Here is a 13,669-nt window from a genome sequence, read left to right as displayed (position 1 = left end):
TTTTTTATAATTATTATTTAAGAATTTATTTAATTCTCAATCCAAACTCCACCTTCTTTAATAAAGGTTTCAGTTAATTCATTTGTTCCATTATCATACATTACGTAGGTAATTGCATATTTCTGCCCTTCTTCTGCAGTAGGATCTAAATGATCTAAGAAGTAAAGCAACGTAGTTGTTACTTGATCCTCCGACCAGTTATAATCATAATTATAATATCCTGTAAGCGTAGCTACAATACCAGCATATTCTGGATCACCAATAAAAGCATCATGAATATATGTGTAATCTGCGTTAGTTAAAGAATATCTAATTGTATTATCCGGTACCCAAATACCATTTTCAAAACCAAACTGTAAAGTTGTAGCTATTGTTGATTGATAAGCTACCCATGAACCATCTACAAAAGTATAAAGATTACCACGTGCTCCAGATCCACTTGAACTAGAATTATAATTGTAGCCTACATTAAGCATATCGTCCTCTTGTGCGTATGGAAATTTTAAGCCTAAAAAAGTAGATAAATAATCCTCTGGAGAAACTGAGCTTCCGAAGCTCTCAACACCCATAGATTGGAAATCTTCATCAGTGATAACATAAAAATTATCAGAAGGTGATGCCCATTCTGTACCTGTATATTCAAAATAAGCTTCAAAAGCTGATTTATCACCAACAACCTCATCTTCTAATACATCATTACTCATAATTGCAGACCAAGTGTTTGCAACACGTACGCCATCTATTGTAGCTGTTGGTCCACCAAAACCTTGACGAACTGATACACCTGAAATAACTGTACCAGAATCTCCTGTATTTGTTGCTTCAGGAGTTGTAGGCTCTACAGTTTCAACAGTAGATAATACATGTAAATTAGATACTCCTGTTTCTATATTATAAGACGATACAAGAAGATAAGTCGTATTTAAATCAAAAGCTGTAGTACCATAAGATAATGTACTTGAACTAGCACCAATACCGAATAATATATTTCCAGAGCCATCATCCTTAGCACCAACTCTTGCTCTAAAACCGAATTCAGCATCTCTTAAATGGAACGAATAAGTTCCCTCACCAACAGTACTTAAATTTACCAATGCACTTGCGTATACATTTCCAGAAGAAATTTCAGTAAAATAACTAGAGATATCTTCAGATCCGTCAGCATCAATAGTAATAGAACCTCCTATATCTGATGAAGGATAGTCAGCCATAGACAAGCTAGAAGTAGCATATCCAACAGGTCCTGAACCAGCACCAGAATGCGCTTCCCAATTAGCTGAACCAAATGCAGTTAAATCGCCAGCTGTAGTACCATAATCAAAGTTCTCATCTACACTAACTGTAGGTGTAACAACAATAAAATCTCCTGTATATTGGAAGTATTTCGCTCTACGGTAATCACCGACTGAAGGATCTTCAACAGCAGTAGCAAGAATATCTGCTAAATAATCAAAAGGACTGTCATCTGAATTAAAACCTAATCCATCACTTCCGCTAAATGTGTAATCATCTTGATCTAAATTATAGTCTCTAATGTCAAAAGCATTTCCTATATATAAATCATATCCAACTAATACAGAAGACCCTTGTCCCCAATTTGGGTACAAATCTGCTAAAAAATCAGGTAACATTGTTTTAGCATCCTCTTCAGAACTAAAACTACCATATGTCAATTCTAAAGTATCATAATCATCTGCTATTAAAGTATATTCAGCATGTCCTCTAGGTGCGTTTTCCTGCGCATCTACTTGGTCATTAATATCATCTAGTGGGTTACACCCTACAAAGACTGTACCTACTATTGCTAGTAAAAAAATTATTTTTTTCATATTCAATTTTATTAAAATTTAAGTTTTGCTCCGATACTAAATGTTCTTCCAAAACCATAATAAACTTTAGAATTATAAGCATCTCCTCCATCAAACGCGTCTGATATATAAGTCGTATCAAAAAACATTATTTAATCTTGCTATTAAAGTGGCATCAAAAGATCCAAATTTAAATCCATGGCTAATTGTTGTATCAAACACACCATAAGCAGGCACCTTCCATGCATCAGGTGAATTTTCATCTCCACGATTACTAGGATCAAAATCTGCATATAAATTATCGAAATAATTATAATCTACAGTGAATCTTGTTTTTCTAGCTATTTTATAATTAATTCCTAAAGCCATAGCTGTTTGCGCAGCATCACCAACATGTAAATCTTCAATAAATAAATCTACAACTCTAACAACTTCTTGATCTTCATTAATAATATTAACATCAGTAACATTATTTTCCCATTTCCAATCTCCTAAAGATGCCATACCTGTAAGCGTAAATTTATCTGTAGCTCTGTATACAAAATCAATCTCTAAACCTTGGTGGATAGCATTAACACCTAAAATATTAGCATATGCTCTTGTATCATCTGGCTGTTGAAAAGATATGGTCTCAGTTCTATCATTCCAAGCTGTTCTATATAAATTAACATTAGCCGATAGTTTTTCGCTTCTAAAACCGTAACCTAGTTCGAAACTCAATATTTTCTGATTATCAGCATCTGGGTTAACGTCTACATTATTATTATTACTAAAAACAGCATCAAAACCTGGTGCTTTTTCAAAATACCCTACGTTAGCAAATACATTATGATTGTCATCAATATTGTAGTTCGCACCACCTTTAGCACTATATCCAAAAAAGTTGTAACGATCTGATTCTTGTAACGGATCACTATCTAAATAATTAAAATAATCGATACGTTTATAAGATGTGTTTGAGGCAGCTAAAGAAAGAAATGCAGACAATTTATCTTTAGAATATTCTAATTGTCCAAAAAGACCTGCCCAACCAACAAGACCGTCATTGTTATAGTTATACGTATCTCCTACTTGTACTAAAGCGTTAGGGTTATTTACGTTACTGTCGTCAGCAAAGTACTGACCACCTAATAAATCTGTTAATTCAGTGTAATGAATGCCTTTATAATCTCTTAAATCCACACCTGCTAACAATACTAAATCATCAGATAAATCTACTGTTAACGTAGATAAAATACCATACCAATTATGACTATTAATTGATGCTCTTAAAACAGTTTCTGATCCATTTGCTCCATTAGCTACATTTTCGTCAACAATTTTATCAAAATCGATAGGTCCATAAGTTCCTATTCTGTAATCGCTAATTCCATTTTCTCCAATAGAAAATTTATTAACACCAGCGGTTCCACCACCACCACCTGAGCCAAAGCCAGCGTATACAGCAGTTGATAGTTCCATTTTTTCATTGATGTCCCAATAGTGATTTAATGAAATTTGTGGTTTGTGGTAAAAGTTATCTTCAGAATTTGCAACTTCTCCGTTCTTATAACCCCAATCTGCGTTATATTTAATACCACTTTCACTATTTCTAAAAGTTTCAATTAATTGAGAATTTTGTCTTTGACCATGACGTTGTTTTGCACCAAAAGCGGTTAAAGATAATTTATGATCTTCCCCAATTTCTTTTGAAACATTAAGAAAATAAGCTACAGAATTAAACGCTGTACCATCTACGTAACCATCACCATCTGTTTTAGATGCAGAAACAGTTACAGCAAGACCATTTTCCATAAGTCCTGTAGAATATGTAGCAGCAAATTTAGTATACCCATCATTACCTAAAGATGTAGAAACACTTCCACCTTCCTCAACATCTGTAGTTTTAGATATAATATTTATTGTTCCACCAATAGAAGGTACGGCAACTTTAGAAGCTCCTAAACCTCTTTGTACTTGCATTGAGCTTGTTACATCTGCAAGACCAGCCCAGTTACTCCAATAAACAGCACCGTTTTCCATATCATTAACAGGTACACCATTAATCATTACAGCGACGTTTTCAGATTGAAAACCTCTAAGGTTAATTCTACCATCTCCAAACCCACCACCAGATTTCGTAGCGTATACACCAGGTGTAGATTTTAAAATTTCAGGAAATTCTTGAGTTCCTAATTTTAAAGCAATATCTGCAGCTCTAATTGTTGATACTGCAACAGGTGTTTTTCTATCAACAGCAAGTGAAGCAAAAATTTCAACTTCTTGCAAACCAACATCGCTAGGTACTAAAGTGATAGTTCCTAAATCAACATTTCCATTAAAAGCTATTGTTTGACTAATATAGCCAACATAAGATAATACTACTTCACCAGAACTTGAATTTGCTGTTAATGAAAAATTACCATCAAAATCTGTAATGGTTCCATTCGAAGTTCCTTTTACTATGATATTAGCACCAGGAAGTGGTGAGTTCATGTCACTATCAATAATTTTACCCGTAATAGTGCTTTGGGCATATGCAAATGTTGTTAAACTGGCTAAAACAACAATACATAAAAAAAGACTAAATTTTTTCATATAAAATTTAAGTTAATTGGTTTTTTATCAGCGCAAAATTACGCAATACAATAGCTAAAACATTAACTCAATGTTAACAATTAAGCCGTACGAAGATAAATATAGAATTGTTATCTTTTAGGCGCACTTAGTTAAAATTACTAAAACTTTTTAACAATTTTTAACAATTTTCCTTGTAAAATGCCAATAAATTTTGCGTAGATGCATCATGAATAGCCGCAGAGTCCTCTTCTTTCAGTTCACTTAAAATAGATTTTGCTAATTGTTTTCCCAACTCTACACCAAATTGATCATAACTATAAATGTTCCAAATAATACCCTGAACAAAGATTTTATGCTCGTACATAGCAATCAACTTCCCTAAGCTTTCTGGTGTTAATTTTTGAATTAAAAGTGAGGTTGTTGGTTTGTTACCTTCAAATACTTTGAAAGGTAAAAGCTCAGATGTAGCATCTTGTGAAAGTGATTGCCCTTTTAATTCCGATAAAACTTCGGCTTCTGTTTTACCATTCATCAAGGCCTCTGTTTGTGCAAAATAGTTAGACATTAACTTATCATGATGGTCTTTGTTGCCATATAAAGATTCGACATAACCAATAAAATCAGTAGGAATAAGTTTTGTTCCTTGATGTATGAGTTGAAAAAAAGCGTGTTGCGAATTTGTTCCTGGTTCTCCCCAAATTAAAGTTCCGGTTTGGTAATTTACCTTTTCTCCACTTCTATCTACACTTTTCCCATTACTTTCCATTATACCTTGTTGAAGGTAGGTCGCAAACTGGTTTAAATATTGTGTATATGGAATTATAGCTTCGCTTTCTGCCTTAAAAAAGTTATTGTACCAAACGGTTAGCAAAGCTGAAATTACTGGAATATTTTCTTTAAAATCAGCAGTTCTAAAATGTTCATCCATTTTATGAGCCCCATCCAATAAGCTTTCAAAATGTTTGTAGCCTAGTGCCAAACTTATAGATAAACCGACAGCACTCCACAATGAAAAACGACCACCAACCCAGTCCTTCATTGGAAAAATATTTTCTTCGTCGATACCAAAAGCTTTTACACTTTCAATGTTAGTTGAGACTGCGACGAAGTGTTTAGAAACTGCTTCTTGTGGCTGAGATTCTAAAAACCAAGCTCTAATAGAATTAGCATTTGATAAGGTTTCTTGAGTCGTAAATGTTTTTGAAACAATAACGAATAGCGTGGTCTCTGGATTTAAATTCTTAATAACTTCCTGATAGTGATCACCATCTACATTACTCACAAAATGAGTTGTTAGTTGATTTTTATAATACTGTAGTGAATCTACTACCATTGCTGGTCCAAGATCCGAGCCACCAATACCAATATTTACAACATCGGTAATAGCTTTACCAGTATGTCCTTTATGATCTCCACTAACTATAGAGTAGGTGAAATTTTCAATTTTCTTCTTTACCTCGTGAATTTCTGGAATCACATTTTCACCATCTACAAAAACAGTAGCATCTTTAGGAGATCTTAAAGCCGTATGCAAAACCGCTCTTCCTTCGGTTGCATTAATGATATCGCCTTCAAAATACTTAGAAATGGCATCTTTTAAGTCTTGCTCATTTGCTAATTCAATTAATAAATCTAAAGTTTCTGTTGTAATTCTGTTTTTAGAAAAATCGGCATAAAAGTCATCCCACTTTACCGTTAAATCATTTGCTCTTTCTGCGTCATCATTAAATAAATCTTTTAAATGCTGAGATTTAATCGTTTCAAAATGTGCTTGTAATTTTCCCCAAGCATTTGTGGTTGTAGGGTTGGTTGCTTTTAATGCCATTATTTTATATCTGTGTTTGTATCTTCTGTTATTGAATTTTCGGGTTGAATTGGATCCCCTTCCAAGAAAAAGATATTATCTAGTTGTTGTCTTATCGGTTTAATGTAATCTAGATACTTCACTTTAAGACTGTCTGAAATAGGCATGGCTTCTGGCAATTTTTGTTTAAATGGATCGACTTCTTTTCCATTTTTCCAAAAACGATAGCACACATGGTTTCCTGAAGAACTCCCTGTATTACCAACATACCCTATAATATCACCTTGTTTTACAAATTCTCCAACTTTTACATTGCGACGAGACATATGCAAATATTGCGTCTCATAAGTAGCATTGTGTCTAATTTTTACATACTTACCATTCCCACTTCCATAACTAGACTTCGTTACTGTACCACTTGCAGTTGCCATGATCGGAGTTCCGTTTGGTGCCGCAAAATCGGTTCCACGGTGTGCCTTAACACGATAACCGTAATGCGCAATTCTTCGTTTTAAATTATAACGTGAAGAAATACGACTAAACTGTACTGGTGCTTTTAAAAATGCACGACGTAGGTTTTTTGCGTCTTCATTAAAATAATCTACAATACCTTTAATGGAGTCTGTTTGAAATTTGAATGCATAAAGTGAATCACCGTTATGCTCAAAATAAGCTGCTTTTACATTCTGTATCCCTGCATAAATAGTATCATCAATATATTTATCGGTATAAATAACTTTGAAACGATCTCCTTTTTGCAAGCGTCTAAAATCTATAGTCCATGCATAAATTTCATCAGCCATTTTATAAGCTAATCGCTGACTTAAACCTTTATCTTCAAGCGTCTTGGAAATGCTACTTTCTATAATTCCTGTTGCCGTTTTCTCAACATAAGTGATAGGTTTTTTACTTGTATAAGCATGAATGGAATCTTTTAAACCAATAACAACATATTCTTCCTGATTAGGCTGATATATAAACGTACTTGGACTTGGCAGGCTATCTTTTTCAGATTCTTTTGAATATAACAAGGTAAACGGTCGTCCTGGATGTAGTTTCCTAATATCGAACGTATCTTTAGTAACTTCTGCAATTTGAAAAATATTAGGATACCCAATATTATATCGTTGCATAATTTCACCAAAACTATCACCAGATTTAATAGTGTCTCGTTTTACAATGTAATTATTGATATCGAAACCAAATTCTAAAATTTTCTCTTCTTCAACTATTTCGGCTTGTTCTTTTTCGTATGCTATTTCTGCCGAGTTATCTTCTTTACAAGCATATATACTTACTGCAATTACAGCAATTGTCATTAATCGTTTTAACTGCATTAATTAAGCTAATTATAAATTATTTCCCCAATTTTCTAATTCTTCTGCACTCCATAACTCTGGAAAGAAAATACGTCTTTGATATTTTGGATGCATATATTTTTTCCAATCACTCCCTCCTGTAGCCTCACCATCACCTATACCACTATCAATATAATGTTTAGCTGCGTTGTAATGCGCCATTACCCAAGAGACGTTAACCGTATAATCATAATGACGCATCGCTTTTATAAGTTCTTCGTTTTTCTGATCGCTGATTGGCAACTCTTTAAAGCGTGTCCAAAGATTTCTAGTATTATACGTTTCCATAAATCTTAAAAACTCGTCTTTATAACGTTTTTCAAAATTAACCAAAAGCGTGGATTTCTTCCCTGTTTTATGGTCTTTTCCTGCCGCTTGCCAATATAAATGCTCAAAAGCATGTGTAAACGGCGTATCTCTATCAATATCTTTTCTAAATCTATAATCTATAAGATTAATCAGTTCCGTAGATGCGAACTCAATCAATCTGTATTGCGCACTTTGAAAACCACTTGCAGGGGTAAGCGTATATCTAAATTTCATATACTGTTCAACATCCATACCTTCTCTCATAATATTGAAAGAAGTTGAGAGCATATCAAAATAACGACTGACACGCATCAGTTTGCTTTCAAAAAATGTGGCGTCTAAGTCTTCCTTTTCTGCTAATTGGGAAATTTCCCAAAGAATCATTTTAAAAAGTAATTCATTAATTTGATGATAGGCAATAAACACCATTTCATCCGGTAGCGTTGTACGCTGAATTTGTAAGTTTAATAAAGCATCTGTCTGAATATAATCCCAATACGTTATTGGCTTGCTGTAAAGTAAACCATATAAATGATCGTCTGTATTTTGGTCTATTTTTTCATACTTCTCTTCAAGTGCTTTTATAATTTCGTCGTAATTTGGTTGGTCTGACATATAATTGGCTAATCTTAGAATTCTATTTTAAAGGAGTGCTTTAAACCTTTAAACTGAACGAGATCTGCACGTAGAGAACCTACGGCTAAATCGGCTTTAATTCTTAAAGGAATTTTATTTTTATCGGCACTTACCCAAAGCGTTAAACTTTCTTCTTCTTTAAAAACACGGCCAGCCATAACATAGGGCCTAAATTTAATGGTTTTGACTTTTACATCTGTACCATTAACATCGACTTCTATCGTTTCTTCCCCTAAATATTTGAGTTTAAAACCATAGTTTTCTTCATCAAAAAACATATTGGTTTTTATTTCATCTCCTTTTTTTAAGGATTCTGTACGTATATTATTTCTTAAATAATAATACATAGAAACCATATCCTGAACGTCTTTTTCGGTGGTTATATTTTTAGTTTCCTTATGTTTTTTATTATTGACCTCAGCAATTCTGTTCTCGTGGTCAAAATTAATTTCTACATCCTTGGTATGACCACCTTCATCTATTTTTCTAATAAATTTATATGGAGCACCTGTTTCTACATCAAAATAACTTTCGTATCGGTCTTTAACTTTAAAAAATAATTTTGCAAGTCCTGTAGTCCAACCTTTCCCAACAACATGGTACACCGGCTTTCTATCTAATTTGGTTTCGTTGACGGATAGTGTGGCGTATCCTGCCGTTACAAAACCGCTGTAACTCATTTCAAATTTAAACCACTCTCCATCTTGAAAAGCTGATTCTTTCTTCACGTCAGAAGCTTGAAATCCTACAAAGAATAATATAATTGTAAATAAATGTTTCATAACTTATAGTTTGTAAATATAAATAATGTAACGCATTTTTTACGTTACAATTATCTTAAATACAATTACTATTCCAAATCTATAAAATCTTTAAAATACACTCTAAAAATATCCTAGATTCGGATCCGTTAATTATTTGGACTCAGACTTATAAATTCAAGTGATTTTAGCGTCGTAGCAAACAAACATATAACTAGAATTTATGATTTACACGCACTAAAAACACGCAGTTTGCTTATTATTAGCGCGTTTATTTGTAGATAAATAAACGCGCTTTTTATTATTTTAAAGCGTTCCTCTCTTTTCTTGCTCTCTTTCAATAGATTCAAACAAAGCCTTAAAGTTTCCTGCTCCAAAACCACGAGCCCCCATACGTTGAATAATTTCGAAAAATAACGTTGGCCTATCTTCTACTGGCTTTGTAAAAATCTGAAGTAGATACCCTTCTTCATCAGCATCTATCATAATACCTAAGCCTTTTAAGGTTTCAATATCTTCTCTAAGTTCGTGACTGTACTCGTCTAATCGTCCCGGAACGGCTCTGTAATATTCTTCAGGTGGTGTGGATAAAAACTCGACACCTCTAGATTTTAATTGCGATACGGTTTTTATAATATCATCTGTTGCCACTGCAATATGCTGCACACCTGAACCCTCGTAAAAATCTAAATATTCTTCAATTTGTGATCTTTTAGCAGCTTTTGCAGGTTCGTTAATTGGAAACTTAATTCGTCCATTTCCATTACTCATTACTTTACTCATTAAAGCCGAGTATTCGGTATGTATTTGCTTATCGTCAAAAGATAAAAAGTTGACAAAACCCATAACGTCTTCGTACCATTTTACCCATGTGTTCATTTCTCCCCAGCCCACATTACCAACCATGTGGTCTATATATTTTAAACCTGCTGGTTCTGGATTGTAATCACTTTTCCACTCTACGAAACCTGGCATAAAGGTGCCTTTGTAGTTTTTACGCTCTACAAACATATGAACGGTTTCACCATACGTATAAATTCCGGCTCTAACCACTTCACCAAATTCATCTTCTTCTACAACCGGTTCCAAATAAGACTTAGCCCCTCGCTTAGTCGTTTCTTCGTAAGATTTACGAGCATCTTCTACCCATAAAGCCACAACCTTAACTCCATCACCATGCTTTACAATATGATTGTTAATTTCAGATTTACTATTTAAAGGAGTGGTAAGCACTAAGCGGATTTTATCTTGCTTTAAAACATAACTTACAGAATCTTTAGAACCCGTTTCCAAACCTTTATACGCATAAGATTGAAATCCAAATGCTGTTTTATAAAAGTGTGCGGCTTGTTTTGCATTACCAACATAAAACTCAACATAATCCGTACCTAAAAGCGGAAGAAAATCTTGCGCTCCTTCAAATATTTTTTCTAAACCGTAGTTTACATTTTCTATTTCTTTTGCCATACTATTTATTTTAGAATCGAGAAATTAGAAAAAAGAGAAGTGACTCTTATAGTTCATTTTGAAAACCCATAGTCATCTTTTGAAATTCTTCTAATTTTTCTTCGATTTTTGTTAATTGTAATTGTGTTATATAATTTCTTTTAAATACTATAATTAATTGTGTTTCTAGTTCAAAAGAAGAACCTAATTCAATATCAATAAAATAAGAGAAAGACTTGTTTGTTCTTGATGAACCATCTGCAATATTACTAGGGATGGAAACTGAAAATCTACCTAATTGAGGAGTCAATCCAAATTTTTCATCAGAAGGAAAATCATTAATTAATGTAAAAACATCGTCAACAATTTAGATTCCTAATTTCCAAATCTTCAAATTCTTATAATTATGTCTTCTCTTATCCTTCACATCTTGTTTCTTGTTTCTTGTTTCTATTGTACTGAATCTAAATTTATAGAATCTAATTCCTCTTCAATAATATAGGTATCATCCTCCCAAATATCAGAATTCTCAGGTTCTATAGTTGTTTCATATTCCGATTCGTAATAATAATCATCATCTTCAAAATCTCCATTATCTAAACCATCTAAGACCGCAGAAGATAGCAATGTACCGTAGATCGCTAAGACTCCAATCGCTACTAAAAAGACAAGACCATTAAGTACCACAGCTATAATATTTATAATCTTAGCCGTATTTACATTACTTCGCGATTGTGGATTGTACGCCTCTGGATTCTCACCAAATTCGCGTAAACTTCTGTTCGCAGCAACCAAACCAATAATAGCCATAGCTAATGGAATAATAGCAGTAATACCATAACAACAACAGCCAGCAATACCAATAACTAAGGCTAATATTCCTAAAATAAGTGATAGTGGATCTGCAGGTAATTTATTTTGATTCATTTTTTAATTCCCAACCTTACCTTTCTGTATGAGCCACTATTGGCATTACTTTAAAAAGGGACTCTTTTTGCTGAGTATGGAGCCTTTGTTAAACTTCTATTTAATTTTAGTCAATTTAGTGATCTAGCCACGATTTAAAATAATCTTCGTCAGCAATTTCTAAAGCATCTTCAGTTACTTTTAAAGGCTTAAAGGTGTCTACCATAACCGCCAATTCATCTGTTTTTACTTTACCGATACTACGTTCCATAGCTCCTGGGTGTGGTCCATGTGGAATACCTGCTGGATGCAACGAGATATGTCCTGCTGCAATATCATTTCTACTCATAAAATCCCCATCGACGTAATACAATACCTCATCACTATCAATATTACTATGATTGTAAGGTGCAGGAACCGCAAGTGGATGGTAATCGTACAAACGCGGTACAAAACTACAAACTACAAAAGCATCCGTTTCAAACGTTTGATGTACCGGAGGCGGCTGATGCACACGACCCGTAATCGGTTCGAAATCGTGAATTGAAAAAGCGTACGGATAATTATAGCCATCATAACCTACCACATCAAAAGGATGTGAAGCATAGACCATGTCAAAAATTTCGTCTTGCTTTTTATTTTATTAAAAACTCACCCGATTCATTATACGTTTCTAATTCTTGTGGTTGACGTAAATCGCGCTCACAAAATGGTGAATGCTCTAATAACTGTCCAAAATAATTACGGTAACGCTTTGGCGTGTAAATTGGCCGTCTAGATTCTACAATGAATAATCTATTGTCTTCAGTATCAAAATCGAGTTTATATATCACACCTCTTGGCACTAAAAGATAATCTCCGTATTTAAAATCTAAATTCCCAAGATGCGTTCTTAGTTTTCCTGTGCCTTTATGGATGAAAATTAATTCATCGGCATCCGTATTTTTATAAAAATAATTTTCCGTAGAGTGCTTTGGTGCCGCTAATATGATATTACAATCGCTATTCGTTAAGACAATTTTCCGACTCTCTAAATAATCATTTTCGGGCTTCACTTGGAATCCTTTAAAACGATACGATTGCATATTGTTTTCCTTAGCAATTTTTGGCGCAACACTGTATTGTCTTTTAATTTCCTTGACTTGCGTTGGGCGTTGCTCATGGTAACTGTTAGTAGACATACCGTCAAAACCAATAGTACCGAACAATTGCTCGTAATAAAAATCGCCGTTTGGTTTTTTAAACTGCGTGTGGCGTTTTGGCGGAATTTTTCCTAATTTATGATAGAATGGCATGTTTTTGAATGGTTTTAAATATTACAAAGACCTTTCGACTGCGCTCAAGGTGACACTTTATTTACAACTTTAAAGGTACAAAATTTGTAGAGATTCCTGCCTTCGCAGGAATAAGGCGTATTTATTCTGGATTCCTTTTAATAAGGAAATGAAGATGCAATTTTATGTTGGCCCAGAATGGTGTCATGTGTTTAAAACTATTGCTTTTTATGGTCACATGCTGTTCGCGCTAAAATCATACGCTGAGCTACAAAATTTTATCTTGCGCTCATATCATGTGCTACAAATATCAATAAATTTTTGTTATTTTTAAAGCATTAGAAAAATCATTTAAAATGAAACTGCGTATTACTTTAGTTTTTGTGCTTGCATTGGGTTCATTTTGTCTTGCTCAAACATCCGACTCTAGTAGTAAAAAATATAATTCTTCTGTATTTTTAAATGAGACTTTAACTGAATTTAAATTCACAAAAATTGAAAAGCCATTTGCCTTTGATTTTCAACGAGACGATTCTAACTTTACCATGCTAGAGGTTAACAATGATTTTGAAATCAATTCTGAAGTAGTAAACACAAGTTTATTCTCTAATTTGAAACTTTTTGAAAACAATTACCAAAATGATTTCAATTATATGAGAGGTTGTGGTCCATTGAAAGATGGTTTGACCCACACCATTAATAGTAGTGATGTTATGATCTCAAGATTTCTAGGTTATGTTGTGGATGAGCATTTGAAATCCCTAATTTTTAAAGATTAATTTCATCTTATACACCACAATAACGCATT

10 protein-coding genes and 1 pseudogene are annotated in these 13,669 nt (G+C 33.6%); 1 reads left to right on the top strand and 10 read right to left on the bottom strand.

Annotated elements, in window-relative coordinates; translation table 11 throughout:
* Positions 1-29: 29 nt before the first annotated feature.
* From ADIWIN_RS19430 to ADIWIN_RS04825, 10 genes and pseudogenes are all read right to left on the bottom strand, one after another.
* The gene (locus tag ADIWIN_RS19430) at positions 30-1,829 is read right to left on the bottom strand and encodes a hypothetical protein (RefSeq protein WP_020895676.1); all 1,800 of its coding nucleotides are present in this window, start codon (positions 1,827-1,829) and stop codon (positions 30-32) included.
* Between the two features lie 117 nt (positions 1,830-1,946).
* On the bottom strand, positions 1,947-4,385 hold the full coding sequence (locus tag ADIWIN_RS04865; protein WP_020895674.1) for a TonB-dependent receptor: 2,439 nt from the start codon (positions 4,383-4,385) through the stop codon (positions 1,947-1,949).
* 160 nt (positions 4,386-4,545) lie between these two features.
* A complete protein-coding gene (pgi, locus tag ADIWIN_RS04860; protein WP_020895673.1) occupies positions 4,546-6,192 on the bottom strand; it encodes a glucose-6-phosphate isomerase in 1,647 nt (548 codons plus the stop codon).
* Positions 6,192-7,490, bottom strand: a complete 1,299-nt coding sequence (locus ADIWIN_RS04855; protein ID WP_020895672.1) for a M23 family metallopeptidase — start codon at positions 7,488-7,490, stop codon at positions 6,192-6,194. The genes pgi and ADIWIN_RS04855 overlap by 1 nt, the downstream gene beginning before the upstream one ends.
* Before the next feature lie 30 nt (positions 7,491-7,520).
* Positions 7,521-8,453 carry a tryptophan 2,3-dioxygenase family protein gene (locus ADIWIN_RS04850; protein WP_020895671.1) on the bottom strand — a complete coding sequence of 311 codons (933 nt, stop codon included), beginning with the start codon at positions 8,451-8,453 and terminating at the stop codon, positions 7,521-7,523.
* Positions 8,454-8,467: 14 nt separating this feature from the next.
* Positions 8,468-9,256: a DUF3108 domain-containing protein gene (locus ADIWIN_RS04845; protein WP_020895670.1), complete on the bottom strand. Its 789-nt coding sequence runs from the start codon at positions 9,254-9,256 to the stop codon at positions 8,468-8,470.
* A 285-nt stretch (positions 9,257-9,541) separates the two neighbouring features.
* Positions 9,542-10,702 (bottom strand): 4-hydroxyphenylpyruvate dioxygenase, encoded by a 1,161-nt coding sequence (gene hppD / locus ADIWIN_RS04840; RefSeq protein WP_020895669.1) that lies wholly within the window; start codon positions 10,700-10,702, stop codon positions 9,542-9,544.
* Positions 10,703-10,748: 46 nt separating this feature from the next.
* Positions 10,749-11,048 carry a four helix bundle protein gene (locus ADIWIN_RS04835; protein WP_051155407.1) on the bottom strand — a complete coding sequence of 100 codons (300 nt, stop codon included), beginning with the start codon at positions 11,046-11,048 and terminating at the stop codon, positions 10,749-10,751.
* Positions 11,049-11,131: 83 nt separating this feature from the next.
* Entirely contained in the window at positions 11,132-11,608 is a 477-nt protein-coding gene (locus tag ADIWIN_RS04830) for a CCC motif membrane protein (protein WP_020895667.1), read from the bottom strand.
* Positions 11,609-11,723: 115 nt separating this feature from the next.
* A pseudogene (locus ADIWIN_RS04825) lies at positions 11,724-12,882 on the bottom strand (homogentisate 1,2-dioxygenase).
* Between the two features lie 335 nt (positions 12,883-13,217).
* On the opposite strand from ADIWIN_RS04825, the gene ADIWIN_RS04820 reads away from it, so the two are divergent.
* Positions 13,218-13,640 carry a hypothetical protein gene (locus ADIWIN_RS04820; protein ID WP_020895664.1) on the top strand — a complete coding sequence of 141 codons (423 nt, stop codon included), beginning with the start codon at positions 13,218-13,220 and terminating at the stop codon, positions 13,638-13,640.
* Positions 13,641-13,669 lie beyond the last annotated feature (29 nt).

Origin of the sequence: Winogradskyella psychrotolerans RS-3, from assembly GCF_000427335.1 — a bacterium.
Taxonomy (GTDB): domain Bacteria; phylum Bacteroidota; class Bacteroidia; order Flavobacteriales; family Flavobacteriaceae; genus Winogradskyella; species Winogradskyella psychrotolerans.
The sequence above is the reverse complement of the archived record's forward strand: the minus strand, read 5'-3'. Positions and strand labels throughout refer to the sequence as shown.

What these genes read in the sequence shown, in the direction of transcription:
- ADIWIN_RS04850 (WP_020895671.1), bottom strand. Translation starts at nt 8,453, where the DNA reads ATGTCAGACCAACCAAATTACGACGAAATTATAAAAGCACTTGAAGAG.
- hppD (WP_020895669.1), bottom strand. Translation starts at nt 10,702, where the DNA reads ATGGCAAAAGAAATAGAAAATGTAAACTACGGTTTAGAAAAAATATTT.
- ADIWIN_RS19430 (WP_020895676.1), bottom strand. Translation starts at nt 1,829, where the DNA reads ATGAAAAAAATAATTTTTTTACTAGCAATAGTAGGTACAGTCTTTGTA.
- ADIWIN_RS04845 (WP_020895670.1), bottom strand. Translation starts at nt 9,256, where the DNA reads ATGAAACATTTATTTACAATTATATTATTCTTTGTAGGATTTCAAGCT.
- ADIWIN_RS04865 (WP_020895674.1), bottom strand. Translation starts at nt 4,385, where the DNA reads ATGAAAAAATTTAGTCTTTTTTTATGTATTGTTGTTTTAGCCAGTTTA.
- ADIWIN_RS04830 (WP_020895667.1), bottom strand. Translation starts at nt 11,608, where the DNA reads ATGAATCAAAATAAATTACCTGCAGATCCACTATCACTTATTTTAGGA.
- ADIWIN_RS04855 (WP_020895672.1), bottom strand. Translation starts at nt 7,490, where the DNA reads ATGACAATTGCTGTAATTGCAGTAAGTATATATGCTTGTAAAGAAGAT.
- pgi (WP_020895673.1), bottom strand. Translation starts at nt 6,192, where the DNA reads ATGGCATTAAAAGCAACCAACCCTACAACCACAAATGCTTGGGGAAAA.
- ADIWIN_RS04820 (WP_020895664.1), top strand. Translation starts at nt 13,218, where the DNA reads ATGAAACTGCGTATTACTTTAGTTTTTGTGCTTGCATTGGGTTCATTT.